Source organism: Ensifer adhaerens, from assembly GCF_001270265.1.
Taxonomy (GTDB): Bacteria; Pseudomonadota; Alphaproteobacteria; order Rhizobiales; family Rhizobiaceae; genus Ensifer; species Ensifer adhaerens_B.
On record NZ_LGAP01000001.1, the window covers coordinates 193,147 to 218,270 of the forward strand.

Annotated in this window: 24 protein-coding genes; 13 read left to right on the top strand and 11 right to left on the bottom strand. The window is 61.6% G+C overall.

The genetic code is table 11. The features are described 5' to 3' along the window. Nucleotides 1-73 precede the first annotated feature (73 nt). The 3 genes from AC244_RS00880 to AC244_RS00890 all read right to left on the bottom strand — a co-directional run bounded on the left by AC244_RS00880 (nt 74) and on the right by AC244_RS00890 (nt 4,254). Nucleotides 74-1,081 (bottom strand): lysophospholipid acyltransferase family protein, encoded by a 1,008-nt coding sequence (locus AC244_RS00880; protein WP_053246975.1) that lies wholly within the window; start codon nt 1,079-1,081, stop codon nt 74-76. Next, nucleotides 1,071-2,501, bottom strand: coding sequence for a cytochrome P450 (locus AC244_RS00885; protein ID WP_053246976.1), 1,431 nt, complete (start codon nt 2,499-2,501; stop codon nt 1,071-1,073). Before AC244_RS00885 ends, AC244_RS00880 begins: the two co-directional genes overlap by 11 nt. 559 nt (nt 2,502-3,060) lie before the next feature. Continuing rightward, a complete protein-coding gene (locus AC244_RS00890; RefSeq protein ID WP_053246977.1) occupies nt 3,061-4,254 on the bottom strand; it encodes a hypothetical protein in 1,194 nt (397 codons plus the stop codon). Between the two features lie 453 nt (nt 4,255-4,707). Between AC244_RS00890 and parC the strand changes: the two genes are divergently transcribed. Together parC and AC244_RS00900 are read left to right on the top strand one after the other, a co-directional pair. Further along, nucleotides 4,708-6,984, top strand: coding sequence for a DNA topoisomerase IV subunit A (gene parC / locus AC244_RS00895; protein ID WP_053246978.1), 2,277 nt, complete (start codon nt 4,708-4,710; stop codon nt 6,982-6,984). A gap of 147 nt (nt 6,985-7,131) precedes the next feature. Continuing rightward, nucleotides 7,132-7,461 (top strand): helix-turn-helix domain-containing protein, encoded by a 330-nt coding sequence (locus tag AC244_RS00900; protein WP_414735865.1) that lies wholly within the window; start codon nt 7,132-7,134, stop codon nt 7,459-7,461. Nucleotides 7,462-7,507: 46 nt separating this feature from the next. Here the strand turns inward: AC244_RS00900 and AC244_RS00905 are convergent, their stop codons facing one another. The 4 genes from AC244_RS00905 to hemB form a co-directional block, all read right to left on the bottom strand. After that, nucleotides 7,508-8,404, bottom strand: a complete 897-nt coding sequence (locus AC244_RS00905; protein ID WP_053246980.1) for a DMT family transporter — start codon at nt 8,402-8,404, stop codon at nt 7,508-7,510. Nucleotides 8,405-8,407: 3 nt separating this feature from the next. Further along, on the bottom strand, nt 8,408-9,196 hold the full coding sequence (locus AC244_RS00910; protein WP_053246981.1) for an arginyltransferase: 789 nt from the start codon (nt 9,194-9,196) through the stop codon (nt 8,408-8,410). Nucleotides 9,197-9,331: 135 nt separating this feature from the next. Further along, nucleotides 9,332-9,796: an RDD family protein gene (locus tag AC244_RS00915; protein ID WP_053246982.1), complete on the bottom strand. Its 465-nt coding sequence runs from the start codon at nt 9,794-9,796 to the stop codon at nt 9,332-9,334. 96 nt (nt 9,797-9,892) lie between these two features. Further along, entirely contained in the window at nt 9,893-10,909 is a 1,017-nt protein-coding gene (hemB, locus tag AC244_RS00920) for a porphobilinogen synthase (RefSeq protein ID WP_053246983.1), read from the bottom strand. A gap of 181 nt (nt 10,910-11,090) precedes the next feature. Between hemB and AC244_RS00925 the strand changes: the two genes are divergently transcribed. The 7 genes from AC244_RS00925 (at nt 11,091) to AC244_RS00955 (ending at nt 17,601) form a co-directional block, all read left to right on the top strand. Further along, nucleotides 11,091-11,528, top strand: coding sequence for a DUF6163 family protein (locus AC244_RS00925; RefSeq protein ID WP_053246984.1), 438 nt, complete (start codon nt 11,091-11,093; stop codon nt 11,526-11,528). A 130-nt stretch (nt 11,529-11,658) separates the two neighbouring features. Beyond that, a complete protein-coding gene (ldtR, locus tag AC244_RS00930; protein ID WP_025426518.1) occupies nt 11,659-12,171 on the top strand; it encodes a transcriptional regulator LdtR in 513 nt (170 codons plus the stop codon). A gap of 392 nt (nt 12,172-12,563) precedes the next feature. Beyond that, a complete protein-coding gene (locus tag AC244_RS00935; protein WP_053246985.1) occupies nt 12,564-13,889 on the top strand; it encodes a L,D-transpeptidase family protein in 1,326 nt (441 codons plus the stop codon). A gap of 184 nt (nt 13,890-14,073) precedes the next feature. Continuing rightward, nucleotides 14,074-15,369 carry a serine hydroxymethyltransferase gene (glyA, locus tag AC244_RS00940; protein WP_053246986.1) on the top strand — a complete coding sequence of 432 codons (1,296 nt, stop codon included), beginning with the start codon at nt 14,074-14,076 and terminating at the stop codon, nt 15,367-15,369. A 10-nt stretch (nt 15,370-15,379) separates the two neighbouring features. Then, entirely contained in the window at nt 15,380-15,853 is a 474-nt protein-coding gene (gene nrdR / locus AC244_RS00945) for a transcriptional regulator NrdR (RefSeq protein WP_003529310.1), read from the top strand. Between the two features lie 18 nt (nt 15,854-15,871). Then, nucleotides 15,872-16,981 carry a bifunctional diaminohydroxyphosphoribosylaminopyrimidine deaminase/5-amino-6-(5-phosphoribosylamino)uracil reductase RibD gene (ribD, locus tag AC244_RS00950; protein WP_053246987.1) on the top strand — a complete coding sequence of 370 codons (1,110 nt, stop codon included), beginning with the start codon at nt 15,872-15,874 and terminating at the stop codon, nt 16,979-16,981. Beyond that, nucleotides 16,981-17,601, top strand: a complete 621-nt coding sequence (locus AC244_RS00955) for a riboflavin synthase (protein WP_053246988.1) — start codon at nt 16,981-16,983, stop codon at nt 17,599-17,601. The genes ribD and AC244_RS00955 overlap by 1 nt, the downstream gene beginning before the upstream one ends. A gap of 85 nt (nt 17,602-17,686) precedes the next feature. Here AC244_RS00955 and AC244_RS00960 read toward each other — a convergent pair whose 3' ends face one another. From AC244_RS00960 to AC244_RS00975, 4 genes are all read right to left on the bottom strand, one after another. Beyond that, a complete protein-coding gene (locus AC244_RS00960) occupies nt 17,687-18,037 on the bottom strand; it encodes a hypothetical protein (protein WP_053246989.1) in 351 nt (116 codons plus the stop codon). A 276-nt stretch (nt 18,038-18,313) separates the two neighbouring features. Next, the gene (locus tag AC244_RS00965) at nt 18,314-18,892 is read right to left on the bottom strand and encodes a GNAT family N-acetyltransferase (protein WP_053246990.1); all 579 of its coding nucleotides are present in this window, start codon (nt 18,890-18,892) and stop codon (nt 18,314-18,316) included. A 36-nt stretch (nt 18,893-18,928) separates the two neighbouring features. After that, nucleotides 18,929-19,429 (bottom strand): cupin domain-containing protein, encoded by a 501-nt coding sequence (locus tag AC244_RS00970; RefSeq protein ID WP_053246991.1) that lies wholly within the window; start codon nt 19,427-19,429, stop codon nt 18,929-18,931. Between the two features lie 173 nt (nt 19,430-19,602). Continuing rightward, complete coding sequence (locus tag AC244_RS00975; RefSeq protein ID WP_053247625.1) at nt 19,603-20,316, bottom strand: HAD family hydrolase; 714 nt, start codon at nt 20,314-20,316, stop codon at nt 19,603-19,605. 278 nt (nt 20,317-20,594) lie between these two features. Between AC244_RS00975 and ribH the strand changes: the two genes are divergently transcribed. From ribH to AC244_RS00995, 4 genes are all read left to right on the top strand, one after another. After that, complete coding sequence (gene ribH / locus AC244_RS00980) at nt 20,595-21,056, top strand: 6,7-dimethyl-8-ribityllumazine synthase (protein ID WP_053246992.1); 462 nt, start codon at nt 20,595-20,597, stop codon at nt 21,054-21,056. Further along, entirely contained in the window at nt 21,053-21,535 is a 483-nt protein-coding gene (gene nusB / locus AC244_RS00985) for a transcription antitermination factor NusB (RefSeq protein WP_053246993.1), read from the top strand. The genes ribH and nusB overlap by 4 nt, the downstream gene beginning before the upstream one ends. 7 nt (nt 21,536-21,542) lie before the next feature. Continuing rightward, nucleotides 21,543-22,772, top strand: a complete 1,230-nt coding sequence (locus AC244_RS00990; protein ID WP_053246994.1) for an MFS transporter — start codon at nt 21,543-21,545, stop codon at nt 22,770-22,772. Between the two features lie 197 nt (nt 22,773-22,969). Further along, nucleotides 22,970-25,105, top strand: a complete 2,136-nt coding sequence (locus AC244_RS00995) for a sodium-translocating pyrophosphatase (RefSeq protein ID WP_053246995.1) — start codon at nt 22,970-22,972, stop codon at nt 25,103-25,105. Nucleotides 25,106-25,124: the final 19 nt, after the last annotated feature.

The window sequence follows — 25,124 nt, forward strand, 5'->3', positions numbered from 1 at the left end:
GATCATAACATGGAACGCGTGCGGGCGAAAAAACCAGACGGAGGTCGTGCGGCCCGCCATGGTCCAAGTCGGATCACTTTGGTCGAAGGGAATTGTCGAGGAAAAACCACTGGTCGAGGTTCGCCCGGACTATCGGTTCGATGGCGTTGTTCAACATCAAGATATCGTCGAGCTGCCGCGCGCCTGGACGCTCCTCGGGCGGAAGCCGAATGGGCGTCAGCGCGCGACATTCGAAGCGGAAACCTTTGGTGCGTAGGTTGTACCACGGGCAGATGGTGGCACCGGTGATGCGCGCCAGACGAATGGCAATGGCAAGGTTGCCTTCCAGATGCGGCTTGCGATCGAAGAACGGTCCCCGGATGAAGCCGCCAAAACCTTCGTCGCAAAAGGTGCTGACGACGCCGCCGCTCTTTAGGATCTTGATTGCCGGCCGGATGCCTTCGGCGCCGGGCGGAAGGAACCGCAACCCGGCCTTGCTGCGAACGCGCTTGGCGATCCAGGCTTTGGCGCGGCCCTTGGGTGGCAGATAGAAGGCATAGGGGCGGACGTTGATGCGCTGCAGAGCAGTCGGGCCGACTTCCCAATTGCCCAAATGCATGCCGACGATGATGACGGGTCCGGCCTTGGCCGCTTCACCGATGATATCGAGGTCGTGGAATTTCAGCCGATCGCGATGGTTGTGCAACCGGTTCATAACGGAGAATTCGGTCATCAGCCGGCCCTGTGCCCGGCAGTTCTCGCGAAAGAGCGCCTCCTGTTCAGTCTCGCTGAGATCAGGTCTCAGTGCGCGGATCGTTTCTCGCGCGCGCCGCGACGCCACCTTGTGAAAGCGCGGCATGGCAAACAGACCGAGCGCTGCACCAAGGTTGGAGCAGGCATCCATCGGCAGCAGCTTCATTCCGAAATGTCCGGCGAGGTGCGCGAGATTCCAGAGATTGTCTGTCACCCAATAGCGCCAGAAGGTGCTGAAGCCCTCGCGGCCGGAAAGGGCATCTGCGAAGGAGGGCCGCCCTTCGCTGGCGAAGGTCCACGCCTTGCGTTTGGCAATTTTCTCAGCCTGGCGCGGCTCTTCAGCGGTCATGCGATGGTCTCTGCCGTCGATGGAGAGTGACCGGAAGACCGCCCTTTGGTCGCAGTGTGAGGCGGCAGATGGGCTCCACCTTGTGACCGTCGACGACGGCCACGCGGAATTGCTGCGCGATGATCGCCAGGCACAGGATTGCTTCCGTCAGGCCGAAATGCAAGCCCGGGCATACGCGTGGTCCGCTTGCGAACGGAATGAAACTATAGGGCGTCGGGCGACGCCCGCCCATGAAACGGTCGGGGCGGAAATGATGCGGGTCCTCGAACAGGCTTTCGGTTCGGTGGAGAAGCCACGGAACGATCAGAACGAGCGAACCGCGTTCGGCGGCGATATCGCCGATCATTTCCGCCTGGCGCGCTTGCCGCGCGAGAATGGGGACGGGCGGGTAGAGGCGAAGCGTCTCCTCGATGATGGCCTTGCACAATTCGAGTTGCGGCACGTCGTCAATCGTTGGAACGCGATCGCCGCAGACGCGGCTGATCTCGTCGTGAAGCGCCTTTTCCACCCATTTAGCGCGAGACAAGAGATACCAGGCCCAGGTCAGTGTGGCGGCCGTCGTCTCGTGGCCGGCCATGAAGATGGTGGCCGCTTCGTTGCGGAGGGCAACCAGGTCGAGCTTCAGTTCCGGATTTCGCTGCTGCCGACGGATCAACAGCTCCACCATCGAATTGTGGTCGCCGCGGCCTTCGAGGTGATCCTCGACCACCTTGTCGATGATCCGGTGAATCCGCTTGACCGAGCGGCGAAGCGTCGGCGTCCGCAAGACCGGCAGACCGTCGTCAAAGCCGAGGAAATAGCCGAGATTGATCGAATCCACCAGCGATTGGTAGCTCGTAAACCCCTCGGTGACGGCCGCCGCGCTGTCGTCGCCGAGCTGGTTTCCGAAGACGCTTCGCGCAATGATCTCGGCGGTCAGTCCAGCCATCTCGTGCAGGACGTTGACTTGCGCACCATCCGGCATCCCATTCCAGCGCTCGACCAGTTCGCTGGTCGTGCGCTCCATGACCGGACCGAAGGCCGGGACCCTTTTGGCATGCACGATGTCGGCAACCAAGGGACGCCGCTGTTTCCAGGTGTCGCCATCCGAGATGAAGAGGCCATCGCCCAGCAGGAACTCAAGCGCCCGACGCATCTGCGGGCTCTTGCGTTCGAAGTTCTCATGACGCTTGACGACGACCTGGCGGATGAGGTCGGGGGAGTTGACCAGAATGACCTGCCGACCGATCAGTCGGATCTGGGAGACTTTCTCGGTAAAGTCGTCGTTTCGCCAGATGGATAGGAAATCCGTTCTCGCCTGAAGCAGAAGTCGGAGCGGCTTGCCCGGCGGCCCCGCATAGTAGTCGGCGCGCGCTGGCTGAAACTTTTCTTCCGACAGTTCTTCTCTGAATTTTACGGGTTGGTGGAACCATCCAGCCATTGACGTCCGATCTGTCAAAAAAAAGAGAAATGAATACTTTTGCGTTTGGTCTTCAGTTCAGCAGGTTGTTCGCAAGAAGGTGTCTTGCGAAATATGAGTCCTGCCGCATCTCTTCTTGGCTGTTCTCCCCAAGTCGCAGTTTTCGATATCTTCGAGGTGAGATATGTTCTCCGGTCGGTATCGGTATGTGGTTGAAAAAACCGCGCAGTACGGGATGGCCAGACAAAATCTGGTTCAAGTCTCATGGTTGTTCGTCATGCTGAAAAAAGATGCAGTCGCTCGTGAGAGACGTGCGAGTAGTAGTGGCCGCGTAGACTTGGGGACGCAAGGCAGGTGAAACAAATCGGCCCATAGAAAGGCAGGTTTTCAACCGAAATGACCGGGCGACAAGAACCTGACACTTGCACGGCCATGTATTTCAACATGGGAGTGTCGGCTTGATCGTCGGTTCAACCGGCGAGGCCGACACCGAGCGCCGATACGAAAACGCCGGCGACTTCGAGGACAACAAGGTCTTGCGAAGTCGCCGGCGCTGATTGTCAGGCCAGGGCTTTAACGATCAATCGTTTGCAGTCACCTTGACGCCGAGCACCGACGGGATGGTGTTCGGTGCGCCCATTGCCGCGCCCATGATCATCGGGAACGGAACTGGCTTTTCCGGTGCGGCGCTGATCGTCAGGCTCTTCGGGCCGTCGAGGTAGGTGTTGACCGCGGACGACACCTGGTTCTGCAGTTCCGGCACGTTGAGCTGGGCCATCATCAGCGGCACGAGGCCCTTCAGCGACTGCGCCAGCTGGTCGCCGGTAACGCCCTGCTGCGAACCGGCGTAGTCGAGCGCCTTCTTGGTGATCGAGGCGTCGTCGAAGCGGATCTCGGCACTGTTGAAGGTCAGTTGCTGCATCAGCCCCATCATCGCCAGGCCCATCGCCTGGTTGGCCTCTTCCTTGTTCGGGTTGGCTTCGGCGGTCTTCATGGCTTCCTGAAGCGACTTCATGAAGGCGAGCGTGTAGCCGGAGATGTCGACGGCGAGGTTCAGGCGGCCGACATTCTTGAAGTCGAAGGCATATTCCTCGAGCGCGACATTGCCGCTTTCGAGCTCCCAGCTGCCCTTCATCGTCACGGCGCCGTCGAGCTTGGTCAGGCCGAGCTTTTCGATCGCGTCCTTGGTCTTGGGGTCTTCGACTTCGGAAAGGTCGGCCTTGAGGCCCGCCGCGGTTGCGTCGAAGTCAAAGCCGGCGTCGTTTTCCTGGCGGGCGAGGTTTGCTTCGGTGCTTTCCAGCGAGAAGACTTCCTTGCCCTTTGCGCTGACCGTGATCGGGCCGGTGCTGGCGCTTTCGTAAAGCAGGATATCGTCGAGCGTGCCACCGGCCGGATTGGCGGGAATGGACAGGCCCGAAATGAGAATGTCCTTGGCGGCAAAGCTGCCCTGGTCCTGCGTGACGTTGACGTCGGGGAAGGAAACCGTTTCGGCGTAGTAGCCGCCGCCTTCGGTTTCCTCGACGCCTTCGAAGGTAATGTCGCCGATCTTCAGCGCATCGCCGGGTTGGCCGGCGAGCTTGATCTGGACGCCCGAGGCAGTGACCGTGTCGCCGCTGACTTCGGCCTTGTCGAAGGTAAGCGTGGTGCCGTTCGAGCTGGTCGCCGCATCAAGCTTCTTCATCAGGTCCGCGCCGTCCAGCGCGAAGGCCGGACCGGTGAGGGTCAGGAGTGCGGCGCTGGCCATCATCAGGCGGATCTTGCGCGTATGCATCATTGTGGAGTTCCTTCGTGAAAATATCTGATTGTTTAGCTGTCTCGAAGATGCGGCGTCGCTAATCTGGTTCATATCGGCAAGCTGCGTCAACTGAGGCGGACAGCCGTGTCGGCCGGCGAAATATGCCATGCCTGCGGCCCCATCCTTCCGTCAGTTCGCGTCCCGCAATAGCCCCCTCGCAAATCATCCAAATCAACAGCAGCCGAACCTAATACGAAACAGGGCGAAATTATATTCGCACGGTGAAATCACACGAGCTTCCGCGCCCGGATGCTTTCCAGGACATTACCGACGCCGATCGCTCACTCATGGCATAACCGTTTAAGCGTTGCACGAACATTGCAGCGCCGGGTCTGCGCCGTTCAATAGCGCGTCGCCGCCCCCAAGCGGTTCTCCACAGCGCGATCCCCTGAAATCCTTGATGTTCCGGGTTTGTTGCGCTAGCAAGAAGATATGGGACAAAGCCTTACTCCCCCGTCTGGCGGGGATGATCATATTCAGCCGGTTGACCTGAAGGCGGCGCTGGAAGAGCGTTACCTCGCCTATGCCTTGTCGACCATCATGCATCGTGCGCTTCCCGACGTTCGCGACGGCCTGAAGCCGGTACATCGGCGCATCGTTCATGCCATGAGCGAGATGGGGCTCAGGCCCAACACCTCGTTCAAGAAATGCGCCCGCATCGTCGGCGACGTCATGGGTAAGTTCCACCCGCACGGCGACGCCTCGATCTACGACGCGTTGGTGCGCCTGTCCCAGGAGTTCGCGATCCGGTATCCGCTCGTGGACGGGCAGGGCAACTTCGGCAATATCGACGGCGATAACGCCGCCGCCATGCGTTACACCGAAGCGAAGATGACCGACGTCGCCTCGCTGCTGCTGGAAGGTATCGATCAGGACGCGGTGGATTTCCGCCCCACCTATAACGAGGAAGACCAGGAGCCGACCGTGCTTCCCGGCGCCTTCCCGAACCTGCTCGCCAACGGCGCGACCGGCATTGCCGTCGGCATGGCGACATCGATCCCGCCGCACAACGCTCATGAGTTGTGCGACGCGGCGCTGCATCTGATCCGTCATCCCGAGGCAACCGTCGAGGATCTTCTCTACGATCCCGCCAACCCGCAAAAGGGCGGTATCGAAGGGCCGGATTTTCCGACCGGCGGCATCATCGTCGAGAGCCGTGCGAGCATGGCCGAGTCCTATCGCACCGGTCGCGGCGGCTTTCGCGTAAGGGCGCGCTGGGCGTCCGAGGAGCTTGGTCGCGGCGGCTATCAGATCGTCATCACCGAGATCCCCTATCAGGTCCAGAAGTCGCGGCTAATCGAGAAGATCGCCGAGCTGCTCGTCGCGCGCAAACTACCACTGCTGGAGGATATCCGGGACGAGTCGGCGGAAGATATCCGCGTCGTACTGGTGCCGAAGAGTCGTTCCGTCGATGCCGGCATCCTGATGGAATCGCTCTTCAAGCTCACCGAGCTTGAAAGCCGCATCCCGCTCAACATGAACGTGCTGTCGATGGGGCGTGTGCCGCGCGTCATGGCGCTCAACGAAGTGCTGACGGAGTGGCTCGCCCACCGCCGCGATGTGCTGCAACGTCGCTCGCGCCACCGCCTGGCTGCGATCGAGCGCCGCCTGGAAATCCTTGGCGGTTACCTCATCGCCTATCTCAATATCGACGAGGTCATTCGCATCATCCGCGAGGACGATGAGCCGAAGGCCGTGATGATGGAGCGGTTTTCGCTCACGGACCTCCAGGCCGAGTCGATCCTCAACATGCGGCTGCGCTCCTTGCGCAAGCTGGAAGAATTCGAGATCCGCACCGAGTTCGATGCGCTGTCGAAGGAAAAGGCCGAAATCGAGGCACTGCTCGCCTCCGAGGAGAAGCAGTGGCAGACTGTCGCATGGGAAATCGGCGAAGTGAAGAAGAAATTCGCCAAGGCGACCGAGATCGGCAAGCGGCGCAGCACCTTTGCCGATGCGCCGGACGCCGACATTGAAGCCATCCAGCAGGCGATGATCGAGAAGGAACCGATCACTGTCGTCATCTCGGAAAAGGGCTGGATCCGTGCGCTGAAGGGCCACATCTCCGATACCTCGACGCTGCAGTTCAAGGAAGGGGATGCGCTGAAGGTCGCGTTTCCGGCCCAGACGACCGACAAGATCCTCGTCTTCACGACCGGCGGCAAGGTCTACACGCTCGGCGGCGACAAGCTGCCCGGCGGTCGCGGTCATGGCGAACCCTTGCGAATTATCGTCGACATGGAGAACGACCAGGACGTGCTGACGGCGTTCGTGCACGATCCGGCGAGAAAGCTCATCGTTTCGTCGGCGGCGGGCAATGGCTTCGTCGTTGCCGAGGGTGATATCGTTGCCAATACCCGCAAGGGCAAGCAGGTGATGAACGTCGCCATGCCCGACGAGGCCAAGCTGGTCGTGCCGGTCAAGGGCGACCACGTCGCGGTGGTCGGGGAAAACCGCAAGATGCTGGTCTTCCCGCTGGTGCAGATTCCGGAAATGGCGCGCGGCAAGGGTGTCCGACTGCAACGCTACAAGGATGGCGGCATCTCCGACATCCGCTGCTTTGCGATTGCGGACGGTCTCGTCTGGGAGGACAGCGCTGGCCGCGTCTTTACCAAGAGCAAGGACGAACTGATCGAGTGGCTGGCCGATCGTGCCTCTGCCGGTCGCGTCGTGCCGAAGGGCTTCCCGCGCAGCGGCAAGTTCAGCGGCTGATTCATCGCTCCCTGCGCGGCTCGGCTGCGCAGGCTTGTTACCCGGCTCCTGCTTAACCGATCGGAAAATTAGTGGAATGCCCCGTTTTCGGCGCTTGAAAGCAACGTGCGGTCGTGGATCAATAATCATCCCAACAGGATGAAGACGATGCCGAATTCTGCTGCCCTTGACGACATTCTCCTCGCGCTCGCAAATCCGGTTCGCCGGCGGATATTCGAAATCTTGCTCGGCGGTGAGACGCGGGTCGTCGAGGTGGCCGCCGCCGTCGCTGTGACGCCTGATGCGCTCGAGCAGCATCTGCGCATCCTTGAGGAGGCGTGCCTGGTTTCGCGGCTGCCTGCGCGCGATGGGGAGGCCGTATGTGGCAATCCCGCGCCTCTTGATGTCGCTGCCGCATGGATCGACATGAACCGCGCGCTCTGGTCGATGCACAGCCAGGTTTCGAATTCTTCGGAGGCCGACAGAACGTCAGCCTGACGACATCGCTCTGCGGATATCTTTGCCGCCCCGAGGCGGTCGAGATCTATTCGGGGCAGGGTAACGCTGCGCGCGCGGCCCGGCTGCGCATCTGCCAGAGAGAGTGGCCTATAAGGGCGAAGATCAGGATTGCGCCACCGGCAAGCGTCTGCGTCGTCGGGCTTTCGGCAAAGACAAGCCAGACCCAGATCGGCGCCAGAATGGTTTCCAGCAGATAGAACATGCCCACTTCCGGGGCCGACAGGAACCGAGGTCCCGTCGCCAGGCAGAAGAATGCAAGCGGGATCATCACCAGGCCGTTGAACAGGATGTATTGCGGAGCCGCGATCGAGAAGCCGCCGGCCGGCAGGAACAGAAGTGCGACTGCCGCCGGGAAAATGGCGGTCACCAGCGGCACCAGGGCCATGTCGCGGCCGTTGGCCCGGCTGATGGTGATGGCGCTGGCAAGCAGGAAGGCCGAACTCGCCGCCATCGCATCACCGAAGAGATGTCCGCTCTCAAGGCCATCCTGCACGATCAGCCCGACGCCGATCACCATGGCCGCCATTGTCACGAGCGTTGCGTTGGAGGGACGCTCCTTCAGGAATATCCAGGAGAGCAGCGCGGCGAACATCGATGTGAAGGCAAGGATGAAGACGACGTTTGCCGTCGACGTGTTGAAGACGGCCAGGAGGAACGTGCACGAATTGATGCCGTAGAACAGGCCGACGACGAGCCCGGCCTTGCCCGGAATGAGCGAGATCTTGCGGCCAAGCAGCCGATTGATCACGAACCATGCCAAAAGCCCGATGAAGAAGGTCGAAAGGCTTCGCACGGCGAGCAGCGACCAGACCTCTCCGCCGGCGGAGCGGATGAGCGGAATGTCGAAGGAGAGAGCAAGGCCGCCAAGGCCGGTGATGGCAAGGCCGCGCCGGTGCAGCTCGGCATCAGTGGAAGGGCTCAATTTTCAATCCGTTTCCGTGGAAGGCACTTCTGAAGGTGCGTCAGGACCATCGTAACGCTCCCAGCCGCGCGGCATAAGGTGCTCCTGCGGCAAAAATTTCGTCTTGTAGCCCATCTTGCGCGAACCCTTGACCCAATAGCCGAGGTAGACGTGCGGGAGGCCGCGCTCCCTGGCGCGCCGAATATGATCGAGAATCATGAAGGTGCCGAGCGAGCGGTCTTCATGTGCCGGGTCGAAGAAGGAGTAAACCATCGAAAGCCCATCGCCCATACGGTCGGTCAGCGCCGTCGCAATCAGCGGCCCGCGGGCCTTCTCGCTGATGCCGTCGCCTTCGACCCTTAAGCGATACTCGATGATCTTCGTGTGCACATGCGTGTCCTCGACCATCATCGCATAGTCGAGAACCGACATGTCGGACATGCCGCCTTTTTGATGCCGTCGGTCGAGGTAGCGGCGGAAGAGGTTGTACTGTTCGCTCGATGGTTCGGCCGGATATTCCGACGAGATGACATCGCTGTTGGTCGCGAGCACGCGGCGCATCGATCGGCTCGGCGAGAACTCGGTGGCGGGAATGCGCACGGAAATGCAGGCCCGGCAGGTCTCGCAGGCGGGCCGATAGGCGATGTTCTGCGAGCGGCGGAAACCGCCCTGGGTCAGGAGGTCGTTAAGTTCCGGTGCGCGCTCGCCCACCATGTGGGTAAACACCTTTCGCTCCATCTCGTTCGGCAGATAAGGGCAGGCTGCCGGCGCAGTGAGATAGAATTGCGGAGACGGTGTGGTCTGTGTGTTCATCGAGTGCGGCGGTCACTCTTCGCGCGGTTGTTCATGACAGTAGCATGGCGGAAGAATGGAAAACGTCAACTCACACGTTTGGGGCGGTTGCCCCTTGCGAGCGGATTGTTCGTTGTCGATTGGCTTCGGCGGTGATCAGTAGGTATCGCGACGGACCGTTACGGTGCCGATCAGCAAATCGTGCAGCAGACGGCTGCGATCCGTAAACAGGCCGATCAGCAGAATCAGCGGCGTCAACAGCGCGTTGGCGATCCAGAAGATGACGAGATGCACGATTGCCGTCAGGAAATCCATCGGTCGCCCATCCGTGCGCGCAATTGCCAGGTCCATCATCCGCATGCCGGGCGATGCCTGCTCGCGGCCGCCAACGGTCAGGCCGAAATAGATCATCGCCACCAGTGCGAAAAGCACGGGGTAGAGCAGGAAACCGAGGCCGAGCGTCAGGATGCCGAGGAAAAACACGACAACGGCGGCCGGGATCCACAACAGGGCGATGATGACGTAATCGAGAATGAAGGCGAACACCCGTCGCGACAGCACACCCTGATAGGCGCGCCAGTCATTGCTCGGCAGCCGCAGTTCTTCGTTGTGCATGGTCATCTCGTAGGGTCTCGCATGGTTGCAAGTTCGATATGGGATGCCATTGCGTGCAAAACAAGGATTTCCCGTCGTCGGCCTGCTTGCAAATGCGGGGCGTTACCGCCCCTTGGCCAGGATCTTTGCGACTTCGATGGCGAAGTAGCTGAGAATGCCATCGCAGCCGGCGCGCTTGAAGGCGAGCAGCGTTTCGAGCATCACCTTCTCGCCGTCGATCCAGCCGTTAGCGGCCGCCGCCTTGACCTGCGAATATTCGCCGGACACCTGATAGGCGAAAACCGGCAGGCCGAAGGCCTCTTTCATGCGCCAGCAGATGTCGAGATAGGGCAGGCCCGGCTTGACCATCAGCATGTCTGCGCCTTCTTCGACGTCGAGAGCGGCGTCGCGGATGGCCTCGGTGCCGTTGGCTGGGTCGATGTAATAGGTCTTCTTGTCGCCCTTCAGCAGGCCACCGGTACCGATCGCCTCGCGGTAGGGGCCATAGAAGCCGGAGGCGAATTTGGTCGCATAGGCCATGATGCCGACATTCTGGTGGCCCGCGGCGTCGAGCGCCTGGCGGATCGCCCCGATGCGGCCATCCATCATCTCCGAAGGCGCGATGATGTCGGCGCCGGCGTCGGCCTGGCCGACGGCGGCTCTCGAGATCATTTCCACCGTCTCGTCGTTGACGATTTCACCGTTGCGCAGGATGCCGTCATGACCATGGCTGGTGAACGGGTCGAGCGCCACGTCGGTGATGACGCCGATGTTTGGCACGGCCTTCTTGAAGGCGCGTGTCGCCTGATTGATGAGATTATCGGCGGCGAGGCTGTTGGAGCCGGTTTCGTCGCGCAGCGACAAATCTATATTGGGGAAGGTGGCGATTGCCGGGATGCCGAGATCGGCAGCTTCCTTCACCGCTTCCACCGCCTTGTCGATGCTCATGCGGTTGACGCCCGGCATGGCGTCGATCGGTTGCACGATGTTGGTGCCCGGCACGATGAAGATCGGCCAGATCAGGTCGTCGACCGTCAGGCGGTTCTCCTGCACGAGCCGGCGCGTCCAGTCGGCCTTGCGGTTGCGGCGCATGCGGCGGTGGCCGGTAATCCTGTCCCCAAGATTCGTCCTGTCGTTCATCGCGCCACGCCTTTCCCTGGAAACTGTGAATAGGCATGCGCTTTATCATGTACGGGCCGCGCTTGGGAACCGCGCCGCGCACAACCGGGCTGCGGCATTTCTTCCTTTTGCCGAGCCACGGCGGGGGAGGGGGCGTCCTTCGTGCTGGCGGATGGCGCCGACCCGCCCTATCTTGCCGCCTATGCTTCATGATTCTGCCCATGTGCCGAAACCATCGCTGACCGAGATCCTTTTCGGTCTGTTCCTGCGGCTGGTGTCTGCCTCGTGCTTCTGGTTCGCACTGAACTATTGGGCGATGCTGATCGGCTTCTCCCATGGGGGTGCCGGCCGTTTCGATCTGCTGACGCCGGAGTGGCGGGCGGCGGCTACGGCACTTGCCGTGGTTTACCCGGTCGCGGCTCTCGGGCTGTGGCTGCTGGTGTCCTGGGGGCCGGTGGTCTGGGTGGGGGCGGCAGCGATCGAGATCGCGATGTACGAGTTCTATCCCGTCAGTTTCGGCACCCGTCCGCTGCTCGTTGCGCTGCACGTTGCCGTCGCCGTTACCTTCGTTCTTTTCAGGGCCGTGCTGCTCTATCAACGCGTCCGACGGGCGAGACAGGTAAGAGTTGATTCACCCTGAGACAGGGACGCCGATTGGTAAGCTCATGTTAAGGCTGCGGTTTAAGTAGAATTTTAGACGTATTCGATAGGGTCTCACTCAAGGCGGGAAGACAAACAGACACCGCCAAACAAAACAGTGAGGCAGTCAAATGAACACGAAGATGAAGCCGCAGGTCGCTGCGCCCCGAGACCCTCAGGAAGAAACCATCCGCGGTCTCTACATGGAATCCCTCCACCTCGTCGAGCGTCTGCACCGCCGCCTGCTCGACGTCATCAAGGACGAGTTCGACCGCCAGGGTCGCGACGACGTCAACGCCGTCCAGGCTCTGTTGCTCTTCAACATCGGCAACTCCGAACTGACCGCCGGTGAGCTTCGCTCCCGCGGCTACTACCTCGGCTCGAACGTCTCCTATAACGTCAAGAAGCTCGTCGATCTCGGCCTCATCAACCACCAGCGCTCGCGCGTCGACCGTCGTTCGGTCCGCATCAGCCTGACGGAAGACGGCCAGGAAATCGCCGAAACCGTCGCCAAGCTCTATGAGCGCCACATCGGCTCGATCCAGAAGGTCGGCGGCATCGGTTCGGACGAATTCACCCAGATGAACAAGCTGCTGCAGCGGCTCGATCGCTTCTGGAACGACAGCATCATGTACCGCCTGTAATCGTACTAGCATACCTCCAGTTCAAGGGCCGGACGCAATCCCTGCGTGTCCGGCCTTTGCCGTTTTTCGGCCGCGACGATGTTGCCGAAAGGCCGCAGCGGCCTAAAGCAAGAGGCGTGCCACACCGCTTTGGCTGGGGCCGGAGACACGAATCGGCCATATTGCTGTGACAGCGACGAGGGTATGCGGTAGGTGCGGCCACGTGTTTTCATCGACGTGGATTCGTTTCGCGTTCGCCTGCCGGATGAGGGTCCTCGCTCGCGGTATCGTGAAATCATGTGAGGGCAGGGTGGCTCGTTGGTTGACCTTTGTTAACCACGATCGTGTTAGGGCTCCGGCAACATGCGTGCCTGCGCATAGGGCGCGTGCCAACGCAGTGGGATGGTAGGAATATGTCGAAAAAGAATGGAATTGATGCATTCTCGCGCCGTGCATTTCTGCGCTCGGCCGCAACCTTCGGTGCCGTCGCTTGGGCGGGAGCCGCAAGCGCGCAGGACGCCCTGAACGAGATCATCAATTCGCCACGCCGCGGTTCTTGGGACGACCAGTATGACGCCAAGGCGTCGCGCACGGCGACCACGGTCGTTTCCAATACGCCGGTCTTCGGCCCGGAGACGATCAACCATGTCCAGCAGGCGATCTTCGATTATCAGAACATCGTTTCGTCGGGCGGTTGGCCGATGGTGGCAACCAGCGTCAAGCTCGAGCTCGGCGTCACCGATCCTTCGGTGCAGCAGTTGCGCCAGCGCCTGATGGTTTCCGGCGACCTGCCTCAGTCGGCCGGTATCTCGTCGTCCTTCGATTCCTACGTCGACGGCGCAGTCAAGCGCTTCCAGGCCCGCCACGGCCTGCCGGCGGACGGCGTCATCGGCGAATACACGCTGAAGGCCATCAACGTTCCCGCGACCACCCGTCTCGGCCAGTTGCAGACCAACCTTGTGCGCCTGCAGTCGATGTCCGGCGATCTCGGCCGCCGCTATGTGATGGTCAACATTCCGGCCGCCTATATCGAAGCTGTGGAGAACGGCCGCGTCGCGCTGCGTCACACCGCCATCGTCGGTAAGATCGACCGTCAGTCGCCGATCCTCAACTCCAAGATCTACGAGGTCATCCTCAACCCCTATTGGACCGCGCCGCGCTCGATCATCCAGAAGGATATCATGCCGCTGATGCGCAAGGATCCGACCTACCTGAAGCGCAACGCCATTCGCCTGTTCGACGGCAGTGGTGGCGAAGTGTCGCCGGAGACGGTCGACTGGAATGCCGAGAAGGCACCGAACCTGATGTTCCGTCAGGATCCGGGCAAGATCAACGCGATGTCGTCGACGAAGATCAACTTCCACAACGAGCACCAGGTCTACATGCACGACACGCCGCAGCAGGGTCTGTTCAACAAGCTGATGCGTTTCGAATCGTCCGGCTGCGTCCGCGTCCAGAACGTTCGCGACCTCTCGAGCTGGCTTTTGAAGGAAACGCCCGGCTGGTCGCGCCAGCAGATGGAAGCGACGATCAAGACCGGCGTCAACACGCCGATCACGCTGGCCGAAGAGGTCCCGGTCTTCTTCACCTACATCACCGCCTGGTCGTCGACGGACGGCGTCGTCCAGTTCCGCGACGACATTTATCAGCGCGACGGCGCTACCGAACTGGCACTGCAGACGCCCTACGGCGTCGAGCAGTCTTCCAGTTCGGTCGAGCAGGACGCCTTGCCGCAATAAGCAAAGTCGGGACGATAATCTGAAAAAGCCGCGCTTCCCTTGGCAGCGCGGCTTTTTCGTTGGTCCTTGGCTGCGATGTTTAGGCGCGGCAGATGGGGGAAATGACGCAAACCGCACAGCGGATATTGCTCTCGCCGTGCGAGGAAGCTAAAGAACTGCCACCTTTGAGAGGAGCCTCGCGCCGATGCTTGCACAGAACAATGATGCCTTCTTCACCCGCTCTCTCGCCGACAGCGATCCGGAAATCTTCGGCTCGATCGAAAAGGAGCTGGGTCGTCAGCGCCACGAGATCGAACTGATCGCCTCCGAGAACATCGTTTCGCGCGCCGTGCTCGAAGCCCAGGGCTCGATCATGACCAACAAGTATGCCGAGGGCTATCCGGGCAAGCGCTACTATGGCGGCTGCCAGTTCGTTGATATCGCCGAGGAATTGGCGATCGAACGCGCCAAGAAGCTCTTCGGCGCCAAGTTCGTCAACGTGCAGCCGAACTCCGGCTCGCAGATGAACCAGGCTGTCTTCCTCGCGCTCCTGCAGCCGGGCGACACCTTCATGGGTCTCGATCTCAATTCGGGCGGTCACCTGACGCACGGGTCGCCGGTCAACATGTCCGGCAAGTGGTTCAACGTGGTTTCCTACGGCGTTCGCGAGAGCGATCACCTGCTCGACATGGACGATGTCGCCGAGAAGGCACGCCACCATAAGCCGAAGCTGATCATCGCCGGTGGTACCGCCTATTCCCGCATCTGGGACTGGAAGCGCTTCCGTGAGATCGCCGACGAAATCGGCGCCTATCTGATGGTCGACATGGCGCACATTGCCGGCCTCGTTGCCGGCGACCAGCATCCATCGCCGGTTCCCCATTGCCACGTTGCCACGACCACCACGCACAAGTCGTTGCGCGGTCCGCGCGGCGGCATGATCCTGACCAATGACGAGGATATCGCCAAGAAGATCAACTCGGCGGTCTTCCCGGGTCTCCAGGGCGGCCCGTTGATGCACGTCATCGCTGCCAAGGCGGTTGCCTTTGGCGAAGCGCTGCAGCCTTCCTTCAAGGACTATGCGGCCCAGGTCGTCAAGAACGCCCGCACGCTTGCCGAGACGCTCAAGGCGAACGGTCTCGACATCGTGTCCGGCGGCACCGACAACCACCTGATGCTGGTCGACCTGCGCAAGAAAAACGCGACCGGCAAGCGCGCCGAGGCAGCCCTCGGCCGCGCCTATGTCACCTGCAACAAGAACGGCATCCCGTTCGACCCGGAAAAGCCGTTCGTCACGTCGGGCGTCCGTCTCGGCACGCCGGCCGGCACAACCCGCGGCTTCAGGGAAGCCGAATTCAAGGAAATCGGTGAGCTGATCGTCGAAGTGCTCGACGGCCTCAAGGTCGCCAACTCCGACGAAGGTAATGCTGCCGTCGAAGCGGGTGTGCGCGAGAAGGTGATGAAGCTCACCGGCCGCTTCCCGATGTACGGCTACATGTGATCGGCTCATCATGCGCTGCCCCTATTGCGGTTCCGAAGACAGCCAGGTGAAGGACAGCCGTCCGGCAGAGGACGGTAATGCCATTCGCCGTCGCCGTATCTGCCCGGATTGCGGCGGTCGCTTCACGACCTTCGAGCGGGTGCAGCTGCGTGAGCTGATGATCATCAAGAAGACCGGTCGGAAGGTGCCTTTCGACCGGGATAAGTTGCTGCGGTCTTTCGAGATCGCACTGAGAAAGCGCCCGGTCGACCGCGACCGCATCGAGCGGGCGGTTTCCGGCATCGTGCGGCGGCTCGAAAGCTCCGGCGAGACCGAAATCCCTTCGGAAGAGATCGGCCTGCAGGTGCTTGAAGCGCTGAAGAGCCTCGACGACGTTGCGTTCGTGCGTTACGCATCGGTCTATCGGGATTTCTCCCACGCCGAAGATTTCGAGAAGGTCATCGCCGAGATCAGCGCCAAGATTGCGCGCGACCCCGGCGAATAGGAAAGCGTGCGGATCGCCATGGCCAACCCCACCCGAAAGGACGAGAGGTTCATGGCGGCGGCGCTGCGGCTGGCACGCCATCATATCGGACAGACATCCACGAACCCTTCCGTCGCCTGCCTGATCGTTCAGGACGGTATTGTCGTCGGACGTGCCGTGACCGCCAGAAGCGGTCGCCCGCATGCGGAGGCGCAGGCGCTCGCCGAAGCCGGCGAGCGGGCACGGGGCGCGACTGCCTATGTCACGCTCGAACCCTGTTCGCACCACGGCAAGACGCCGCCCTGCGCCGATGCGCTGGTTACCTCCGGCGTTGCCCGCGTGGTTATTTCGATTCTCGATCCGGACAAACGCGTTGCCGGCCGCGGCGTCGTGCGTTTGCGTGATGCCGGAATCACGGTCGATATTGGTGTTCTGCAGGAGGAGGGGCATCGCGCGCTCGAAGCCTATCTCATGCGGCAGGTCAGCAAGCGCCCGCATGTGACTCTCAAACTTGCGGTTTCCGCCGACGGCATGATCGGACGTATGGGCGCCGGGCAGGTTCGCATCACCGGCCCGATTTCGAGGGCGCAGGTCCAGATCCTCAGGGCGCAAACCGATGCGATCCTGGTGGGCATAGGTACGGCGACTGCCGATGACCCGGAACTGACCGTGCGTCTGCCTGGACTGGAGGACCGCTCGCCCATCCGCATCGTCCTCGATCGGCGGCTGGACCTTTCGCCCAGATCAAAGCTCGCGCAGTCGGCACGCCAGGTCTCGGTGATTGTCGTGTCAGGCGAGCCGTCGGCGCAATCGGAATTGGAGCCGGCCGGCGACCGGGCCGCCCGCCGCGCGGCGCTTGAGGCTGCCGGTGTCGAGGTGTTGGAAACCGGAACGGTTGCCGATCTGCTCACGGCGCTCGGCTCGCGCGGTATTTCCTCGCTGCTTGTCGAGGGTGGTGCGGTTACCGCGCGTGCCTTCCTGGAGGCTGGGCTCGTCGATCGCATTCAGATCTACACCGGCCCCGGAAGCATTGGCGAAAACGGCATCGCATCCCCATTTGACCGGAAGTCCGTGCCCGCCGGCTTCACGCTCGTCAATTCCGCGCGATACGGCGACGACCTTTTCGAAGAATACGAAAGAGAGAACTGATGTTCACAGGCATTGTCACTGATATCGGTACCGTTGATGCGGTTACGCCGCTGAAGGAAGGCGTGAAGCTGCGCGTCGCCACCAATTACGACCCGACGACCATCGACATGGGTGCCTCCATTGCCCATTCCGGCGTTTGCCTGACGGTCACGGCTTTGCCGGACGGCGGCAGCAACGAGCGCTGGTTCGAGGTCGAGGCGTGGGAGGAGGCGCTGCGGCTGACGACCATCGCCGGCTGGAAAAAGGGCACGCGCATCAACCTCGAACGGTCGCTGAAGATCGGCGATGAACTCGGCGGCCATCTCGTTTCCGGCCATATCGACGACAAGGCGGAGATTCTCTCGGTCGAATCCGAAGGGGACGCGGTGCGGTTCCGTCTGCGCGCGCCGACACATCTGGCAAAGTTCGTTGCGCCGAAGGGATCCGTCGCGCTCGACGGCACTTCTCTGACGGTCAACAAGGTCGACGGCGCCGAGTTCGACGTGCTCTTGATCCGGCATTCGCTTGAGGTCACGACCTGGGGCGAGCGCCAGGCTGGTGATTTCGTCAACTTCGAAGTCGATACGATGGCGCGCTACGCCGCTCGCCTTGCGGAGTTTCCGGCCCCGAAGGCCGAATAGACGGCCGCCGCCGCCAGAAGCCGACTAAGTGCACCATCTCCGGTGTGGAGATGGTGCGCTTCTTATTCGCTGACTACGCGCGTATTCAACGCATGTAGATGGTGAGGCTTCCGTCGGCACCCTGCTGAGCGCCTCCTATATTACCCATTTCGATGTTCTTGGCCTTTAGCTGCGCGGCCAGTTCCGCGTTGCTGTTGACCGCAGCTTGCAGGGCTGCGCGTTGCTCGGCCGAAGCACGCTCGACCCACAGGCGGGTCTGATCTTGCTCGCTCAGCGTGGAAATATCGACGATGGTGAACTTGTCCCCCTTGAAGTCGCGCACCGTCTTCTCGATTTCAGCCGGCCATTCCATTTTGGCGTCCTGAGCGTGCGGTATAGCTGCGAAGGCGAGGGACGAGAGCGCAGCAATGACTGATAGCTTTGCAATGCGATTCATGATCAAGCTCCTTGGTTGTCTGCGGCGCAGTGACCAGTAACCTGATACCCGAACACAATACGCGATGCGGGTTTCCGGGAGGCCTGCTGAGATGCGTGTCGCAGTCGTCAGCAGGCTGCATTACGGGCGACTTACCCGCAGCAAAATGTGTTGGATTCCCTTGTCTGATCGGGTGGTGTTGCCTGTCGTAATTCGCCTACACCCGATGTCAGGCAATTTTGCCTGCAATCTAGACGTTTCGATGGCGTTTTCATCAAAACGACAATTGAGGATTGTTTACGTCTCCAAATGCGCGGGCATTGGCGCCTTACGGGCCGTGGCACTAGCCGGCGTTCGCTGCCGTTCAAACATGATCACATGCGTGCCGTGATAGCTCGTGCGCCAGAATTCCTTGAAGCCCTGCTTTTCGGCCACACGGACCGATGCACGGTTGCCGACATCGATGATGCAGGTTTTCCGCAGCTTGGGAAACTGCCGATCGGCCCATTCGAGCGCGGCGCTGACTGCCTCGGTTGCAAGCCCGCGGCCATGCGCTTTGGGGGAAAGCGCCCAGCCGGTCTCCATCGTTCCTTCGAGCGACGGTGTGATCAGCCGATGCACGTCGTGAAAGCCTGCTTCTCCAAGAAAGGTGCCGGTCGCACGATCCTGGATGGCGAAGAAGCCGAAGCCGAAATAATGCCACATGCCGACCTGGCGCAGGAAACGCGTCCACGATTGCTCACGCGTATAGGGAACGCCGCCGACGAAACGTGTTACCTCGCTGTCGGCAAACAGGGCAGCATAGGCAGAGAAGTCGTCGCGTCGATAGGGGCGCAGGACCAGGCGTTCGGTCTCGATGATAGGAACACTGTGCATCTTTTATCCGCTGCTATTGTTTGGAAGATGGGATGATCAGATACCGGGCTCGCCGTCCCAGTAGTCGACGGCACTCTCGGTCCGCCCGACGAACCGGAAGCGTCTTTCGCCCGGGGCCGTGCGTGTCTTTGCGAGAAATTTGCCGGAATCCGGATATTCGCAGATCTCGGTCGCGGCCATCGTCGAGATCGAGATGTATTTGAGCGGCACGGTCCCGGTATTGATCAGGTGATGGGCCGTCTCCGGCCCGCCCGCTGGCGCACCCAGAATGTCGCCCGGCCCAACGGCGTAACGCTCCGACCCGAACCGATAGGTGCCTTCACCTTCGAGGATGATGAACAGCTCTTCTTCGACATGGTGATTGTGGAAGGGGCAACCGGACTTTCCCGGTGGCACTTCGCCATATCCGACGCCGAGATCTTTCAGGCCGAGCTGTCCGCCGAAAGAGGTGTCGCATGACTCAAAGAATGAGCCTTCGGACCAATGGTCGAGAGCGAGGTCCCTTGGGTTGACGATGGGTTTGTTGGTGTTCGCCATGTATTCCTCCCTGGCGCTATCGTCGTCGCACGGAGCGACCTTTGCTGGTCATCCGTGTCGCGCGATTGATTTTTGGTCAACCGACAATCGGTCAGGTGTCGGGCGGCGGCCATCCATTCCCGGGGGCGTTGTTGCATTCGATTGATGGGTCAAGGCGCATGACAATGCGGCCGTCAGGCAGGGGCATGGGCGCCTCGCGAATGGTGTAGGAGGGCGTGGCGTACCTCGCCGAGGTGGCTGGCGACGCTGACGCAAAGAGCGCGGATCTCCTCGGTTGCCACGAGCAGATCCGGCACCATGATCGTCATCATGCCCGCCGATGATGCCGAGCGCACGCCGTTATGGCTGTCCTCAAGCGCCAGGCACAGCGCAGGCGCGATATCGAGCCGCCGGGCAGCAGTCAGGAAAGGCTCGGGATGCGGCTTGCCCAGTTGATAGTCGCCGTGGGCGACGACGACAGGGAAGCGGTCGAGCAATCCATGGAGGCCGAGGTTTCGCTCGACATCGTGATGCCGGGACGATGTCGCGATCGCAAAGGGAATGTCGAGGTCTTCCAGTGAGCCGATGAGTTCGACCACGCCGGGTTTCAACCGCAGTTCGGTCGTTGCCAGAATATGAAAGGTGGCCGCCGCCTGTTCCCAGAACCGGTCGAGATCGAAGTCTGTTCCGAAGTGCTTGCTCAGAGATTGTCGCGTTGCTTCCCCTGGAAGACCTATCGTCGCGAGATAAAGCGACAGCGGCATGGTCTGCCCGAGCACCTTTGCAGTCGCAAGTATCGCGTCGCGATAGAGTGCCTCGGTATCGAACAACAGGCCGTCCATGTCGAAGACGACGGCCTGAGGCATGCGGGGCAGGCGTATAGATATCGACGGATCGACATCATGCATCAGGGACAACCTTCGCTTGATTTCCATTGTCCGGGCCGGCTTTCTCTCCGACCAGGCGTTGTACGCGACTTGATTATTGTCATTGTCGGCAACGCCTGGCTACCCCCTCAAGCGTGACACAAGCGTTCCACGCCGCCTGGAGCGAGTAGGGTGCAAAGGGTGCCTCACGCGGCAAAAGGGCGCCAACAGCGGAATTTGCTTGCCATTCGACGCCGGTCATGGTTTGACCGCCGCCTCAGCCGGTCGCACCGGCGCGGAAATCTCAAGACAGGTGATCCATGGCGAAGACCAAGGCTGCCCACATCCTGATTGTGGAAGCACGCTTCTATGACGATATGGCCGACGCATTGCTCGATGGCGCCAAACATGCGCTGGATGCAGCCGGAGCGACCTATGATATCGTGACGGTTCCCGGTGCCCTCGAAATCCCGCCGGCAATCGCCATGGCGCTCGATGGCGCGGACGATGGCGGCACCGCGTATGACGGCTTCGTCGCGCTCGGCATGGTCATTCGCGGCGAGACCTATCATTTCGATATCGTCGCGAACGAATCCTCGCGCGCGATCATGGACCTCGCCGTCAGTGAAAGCCTTGCCATCGGCAACGGCATCTTGACGGTCGAAAACGACGATCAGGCCTGGGCGCGTGCGCGTCGGGCGGAAGGCGACAAGGGCGGCTTTGCAGCGCGCGCTGCGCTGACCATGATAGAACTGAAGAAGAAATTGGGCACGGAACAGTGACGAACACCCCCTCGGATCAGCCGTTGAAGCAGGTCAACCAACGCGGCGCGGCGCGCCTTGCTGCCGTGCAGGCGCTTTACCAGATGGATATCGGCGGCACCGGCGTGCTGGAAGTCGTCGCTGAATACGAGGCACACCGCCTCGGCCAGGAACTGGACGGCGACACCTACCTGAAGGCCGATGCCTCCTGGTTCCGCTCGATCGTGGCAGGCGTCGTGCGCGATCAACGCAAGCTCGACCCGCTGATCGGCTCGGCGCTTCAGGACGACTGGGCACTCTCGCGGCTCGATTCCACCGTTCGCGCCATCCTGCGCGCCGGTACCTTCGAGATGCTGGAGCGCAAGGACGTGCCTGTTCCGGTGATCGTCACGGAATATGTCGAAATCGCCAAGGCTTTCTTCGGAGACGACGAGCCGAAGCTGGTCAATGCCGTTCTTGATCGGATTGCCCGGCAGGTTCGCGGCGAACCGAAGAAGTAGCGCGGCCATGGTTGCGGCTGCCGTCGATGACATGGGCTCTGCCCTTGGCGAAGCACGCCGCAACGTCTTCCTTCTGACGGCGGCGCAGGCGATCCTTGGCGTCGTCGGCCCGATCTGTTTTGCCGTCGGCGGTGTTGCCGGCTATCAGCTGCTTGCAGACGACAAGTCGCTGGCGACCGCGCCGCTGACCGCCTACAACGTCGGCATGGCGCTCGGCGTCATCCTCGTGGCGACGCTCTCGCGTTTGATTGGTCGCCGCTTTGCCTTCATGGTCGGTACCGGGATTGCCGCGGTCGGCGCTGCGATCGCCGCAGTCGCGCTCTTTCGCGAAAGCTTCTGGCTCTTTGCCTTCGGTCTTTCCGTGCTCGGCTCCTCCAACGGTTTTACCCAAAAGCTGCGCTTCGCGGCCGCTGACGCCTCGCCATCCTTCTACAAGCCGAAGGCGATATCGTGGATCCTGGGCGGGGGCATCGTTTCTGCGGTGCTCGGCCCGCAGATCGTCATTTTCGCCGGTGATCTGTTCGCGCCGGTTGCCTTTGTCGGCGCCTTCATCGCCTTGCTGCCGATCTGCCTGCTGGCCGCATTCTTCTTCGCGCCGTTGCGTCTGCCGGAGCAGGGGGTGGTGGCCAGCGAGCATCACGGTCAGGCCGCCCGGTCGCTCGGTGAGATCGTTCGCAGCCAACGCTTCATCACCGGCATGGTCTGCGGCATATCGAGCTACGCGCTGATGACATTCATGATGACCGGTGCGCCGGTCGCCATGGTCGTCGGCTGCGGCTTTTCCACCGAGCTTGCGACGCTCGGCATCCAGTGGCACGTGCTCGCAATGTTCGCGCCAAGCTTCTTTACAGGGTGGCTGATCACGCGCTTCGGCGCGGAGCGCATCGTCGCCTGCGGGCTGCTGCTGCTCATGGCATGCGCCGCTGTTGCACACATGGGCCTGGAACTCTGGAACTTCTGGGGCGCCCTGGTGCTTCTCGGTCTGGGTTGGAATTTCGGCTTCATCGGTTCGACCGCTATCGTTGCCGGTAGCTACCGCCCTCAGGAGGCCGACAAGGTTCAGGCCTTCCACGACATCATCCTGTTTACCACTGTCGCGCTGTCGTCCTTTGCCTCGGGCAAGGTTCTCTCGGTCTATGGCTGGGACATGCTGAACGCGGTCGTCTGGCCGGTGACGACCGTCTGCCTTGTCCTGCTCTTTTCCCTGATGCGTCGCCGCCCCCGCACTGCGGGCTGAACGGCCGCTGCTGCCAAAATCCTCCACCCGTAAAGGCCCGCCGGTAGCTAGTTTTCCGGGGCTTGACGATCTTTCGTTGCAACCGCACTCTGGCCGCGCCGTGAGGGGTGCTGCTTGAGGAGGTGGTGCGTGATTCGCGGATTGAGGGGCCTGCGGCCGGGAGTGAGTCCGCGGGTTGAAACGGAGGGTAATGCGAAATGACCATTTTGTTGGGCGTTATCGCATGCGGGTTGCTCGCGGTGGCTTATGCCATCTGGGCAACACAGTCGGTGCTGGCCGCCGACCAGGGGAACGCCCGCATGCAAGAAATCGCAGGCTACATTCGTGAAGGGGCGCAGGCCTATCTCACGCGTCAATACAGAACCATTGCCATCGTCGGCGTCGTCGTTTTCATCGGTGCCTGGGTTCTTCTTTCTTCCGCAGCCGCTTTCGGCTTTCTCGTCGGTGCCGTGCTTTCGGGTGCAGCAGGGTTCATCGGCATGCACGTTTCCGTTCGCGCGAACGTGCGCACTGCGCAGGCCGCTTCGGTCAGCCTGGCATCCGGTCTCGATATCGCCTTCAAATCCGGCGCGATCACCGGCCTTCTCGTCGCGGGCCTCGCCCTGCTCGGCGTGTCGGTCTACTACTTGTTCCTGACAGCGGGGCTGGGGCACGAGCCCGGTTCGCGTGAAGTGATCGACGCGCTGGTGGCGCTCGGCTTCGGCGCATCGCTGATCTCGATCTTCGCCCGTCTCGGCGGCGGCATCTTCACCAAGGGTGCTGACGTCGGTGGCGACCTTGTCGGCAAGGTGGAAGCCGGGATTCCGGAAGACGATCCGCGCAACCCCGCGACCATCGCCGACAACGTTGGCGACAACGTCGGCGACTGCGCCGGCATGGCGGCCGACCTGTTCGAAACCTACGCCGTCTCGGTGGTCGCAACCATGGTGCTGGCCGCGATCTTCTTTGCCGGCACGCCAGTGCTCTCGACCGTCATGGCCTATCCCCTGGCGATTTGCGCGACCTGCATCATCACCTCGATCATCGGCACCTTCTTCGTCAAGCTCGGCAGCAACAACTCGATCATGGGTGCACTCTACCGAGGCCTGATCGTCACCGGTGTGCTGTCGATCTTCGGGCTGGGTGCTGCCACATCGTTGACGATCGGCTGGGGCTCGATCGGCACGGTCGCGGGCCAGGACGTCACCGGCTGGAACCTGTTCCTGTGCGGTATTCTCGGCCTGGTGGTCACGGCACTGATCGTGGTCATCACCGAATATTACACCGGCACCAACAAGCGCCCGGTGAATTCCATCGCGCAGGCGTCGGTCACCGGTCACGGCACGAACGTGATCCAGGGGCTTGCTGTCTCGCTGGAGTCGACGGCGCTGCCGGCAATCGTCATCGTCGGCGGTATCATTGCGACCTATCAGCTCGCCGGCCTGTTCGGCACGGGTATAGCCGTGACCGCGATGCTCGGCCTTGCCGGCATGATTGTGGCACTCGACGCCTTCGGTCCGGTGACGGATAATGCCGGCGGCATCGCAGAGATGTCGCACCTGCCACCGGAAGTGCGCAAGTCGACCGATGCGCTCGATGCCGTCGGCAACACGACGAAGGCCGTGACCAAGGGCTATGCCATCGGCTCGGCCGGCCTCGGCGCACTGGTTCTGTTTGCAGCCTACGCCAACGACCTCCGCTACTTCGCCGCCAATGGCGACAAGTATCCGTACTTCGCCGATGTCGGTCAGATCTCTTTCGATCTGTCGAACCCTTATGTCGTTGCCGGACTGATCTTCGGTGGCCTCATTCCGTATCTCTTCGGCGGCATCGCGATGACGGCCGTCGGCCGTGCGGCAGGGTCGATCGTCGAAGAAGTGCGTCGCCAGTTTCGCGAAAAGCCCGGCATCATGGCAGGCACGGAGAAGCCTGACTACGGTCGCGCCGTCGACCTGCTCACCAAGGCGGCGATCCGTGAGATGATTGTCCCTTCGCTGCTGCCGGTTTTGGCGCCGCTCGTCGTCTATTTCGGCGTGCTGCTGCTGTCCGGCTCCAAGGCATCCGCCTTCGCGGCACTGGGCGCGTCGTTGCTCGGCGTCATCGTCAACGGCCTGTTCGTGGCGATCTCGATGACCTCGGGCGGCGGTGCCTGGGACAACGCCAAAAAGAGCTTCGAAGATGGTTTCGTCGACAAGAACGGCAGCCGGCATCTCAAGGGCTCCGATGCCCACAAGGCGTCGGTGACCGGCGACACCGTCGGCGATCCCTACAAGGATACGGCCGGCCCCGCGGTGAACCCGGCGATCAAGATCACCAACATCGTGGCGCTGCTGCTTCTGGCCGTCCTCGCCTGATCTTTATCCCCGAAACGCA

What these genes read in the sequence shown, in the direction of transcription:
- ribH (WP_053246992.1), top strand. Translation starts at nt 20,595, where the DNA reads ATGGCGAAGACCAAGGCTGCCCACATCCTGATTGTGGAAGCACGCTTC.
- AC244_RS00955 (WP_053246988.1), top strand. Translation starts at nt 16,981, where the DNA reads ATGTTCACAGGCATTGTCACTGATATCGGTACCGTTGATGCGGTTACG.
- AC244_RS00925 (WP_053246984.1), top strand. Translation starts at nt 11,091, where the DNA reads ATGCTTCATGATTCTGCCCATGTGCCGAAACCATCGCTGACCGAGATC.
- parC (WP_053246978.1), top strand. Translation starts at nt 4,708, where the DNA reads ATGGGACAAAGCCTTACTCCCCCGTCTGGCGGGGATGATCATATTCAG.
- AC244_RS00910 (WP_053246981.1), bottom strand. Translation starts at nt 9,196, where the DNA reads ATGAACACACAGACCACACCGTCTCCGCAATTCTATCTCACTGCGCCG.
- AC244_RS00995 (WP_053246995.1), top strand. Translation starts at nt 22,970, where the DNA reads ATGACCATTTTGTTGGGCGTTATCGCATGCGGGTTGCTCGCGGTGGCT.
- AC244_RS00880 (WP_053246975.1), bottom strand. Translation starts at nt 1,081, where the DNA reads ATGACCGCTGAAGAGCCGCGCCAGGCTGAGAAAATTGCCAAACGCAAG.
- AC244_RS00885 (WP_053246976.1), bottom strand. Translation starts at nt 2,501, where the DNA reads ATGGCTGGATGGTTCCACCAACCCGTAAAATTCAGAGAAGAACTGTCG.
- nrdR (WP_003529310.1), top strand. Translation starts at nt 15,380, where the DNA reads ATGCGCTGCCCCTATTGCGGTTCCGAAGACAGCCAGGTGAAGGACAGC.
- hemB (WP_053246983.1), bottom strand. Translation starts at nt 10,909, where the DNA reads ATGAACGACAGGACGAATCTTGGGGACAGGATTACCGGCCACCGCCGC.
- AC244_RS00935 (WP_053246985.1), top strand. Translation starts at nt 12,564, where the DNA reads ATGTCGAAAAAGAATGGAATTGATGCATTCTCGCGCCGTGCATTTCTG.
- glyA (WP_053246986.1), top strand. Translation starts at nt 14,074, where the DNA reads ATGCTTGCACAGAACAATGATGCCTTCTTCACCCGCTCTCTCGCCGAC.
- AC244_RS00900 (WP_414735865.1), top strand. Translation starts at nt 7,132, where the DNA reads ATGCCGAATTCTGCTGCCCTTGACGACATTCTCCTCGCGCTCGCAAAT.
- AC244_RS00975 (WP_053247625.1), bottom strand. Translation starts at nt 20,316, where the DNA reads ATGCATGATGTCGATCCGTCGATATCTATACGCCTGCCCCGCATGCCT.
- AC244_RS00970 (WP_053246991.1), bottom strand. Translation starts at nt 19,429, where the DNA reads ATGGCGAACACCAACAAACCCATCGTCAACCCAAGGGACCTCGCTCTC.
- AC244_RS00915 (WP_053246982.1), bottom strand. Translation starts at nt 9,796, where the DNA reads ATGACCATGCACAACGAAGAACTGCGGCTGCCGAGCAATGACTGGCGC.
- ribD (WP_053246987.1), top strand. Translation starts at nt 15,872, where the DNA reads ATGGCCAACCCCACCCGAAAGGACGAGAGGTTCATGGCGGCGGCGCTG.
- AC244_RS00965 (WP_053246990.1), bottom strand. Translation starts at nt 18,892, where the DNA reads ATGCACAGTGTTCCTATCATCGAGACCGAACGCCTGGTCCTGCGCCCC.
- AC244_RS00960 (WP_053246989.1), bottom strand. Translation starts at nt 18,037, where the DNA reads ATGAATCGCATTGCAAAGCTATCAGTCATTGCTGCGCTCTCGTCCCTC.
- AC244_RS00890 (WP_053246977.1), bottom strand. Translation starts at nt 4,254, where the DNA reads ATGATGCATACGCGCAAGATCCGCCTGATGATGGCCAGCGCCGCACTC.
- AC244_RS00990 (WP_053246994.1), top strand. Translation starts at nt 21,543, where the DNA reads ATGGTTGCGGCTGCCGTCGATGACATGGGCTCTGCCCTTGGCGAAGCA.
- ldtR (WP_025426518.1), top strand. Translation starts at nt 11,659, where the DNA reads ATGAACACGAAGATGAAGCCGCAGGTCGCTGCGCCCCGAGACCCTCAG.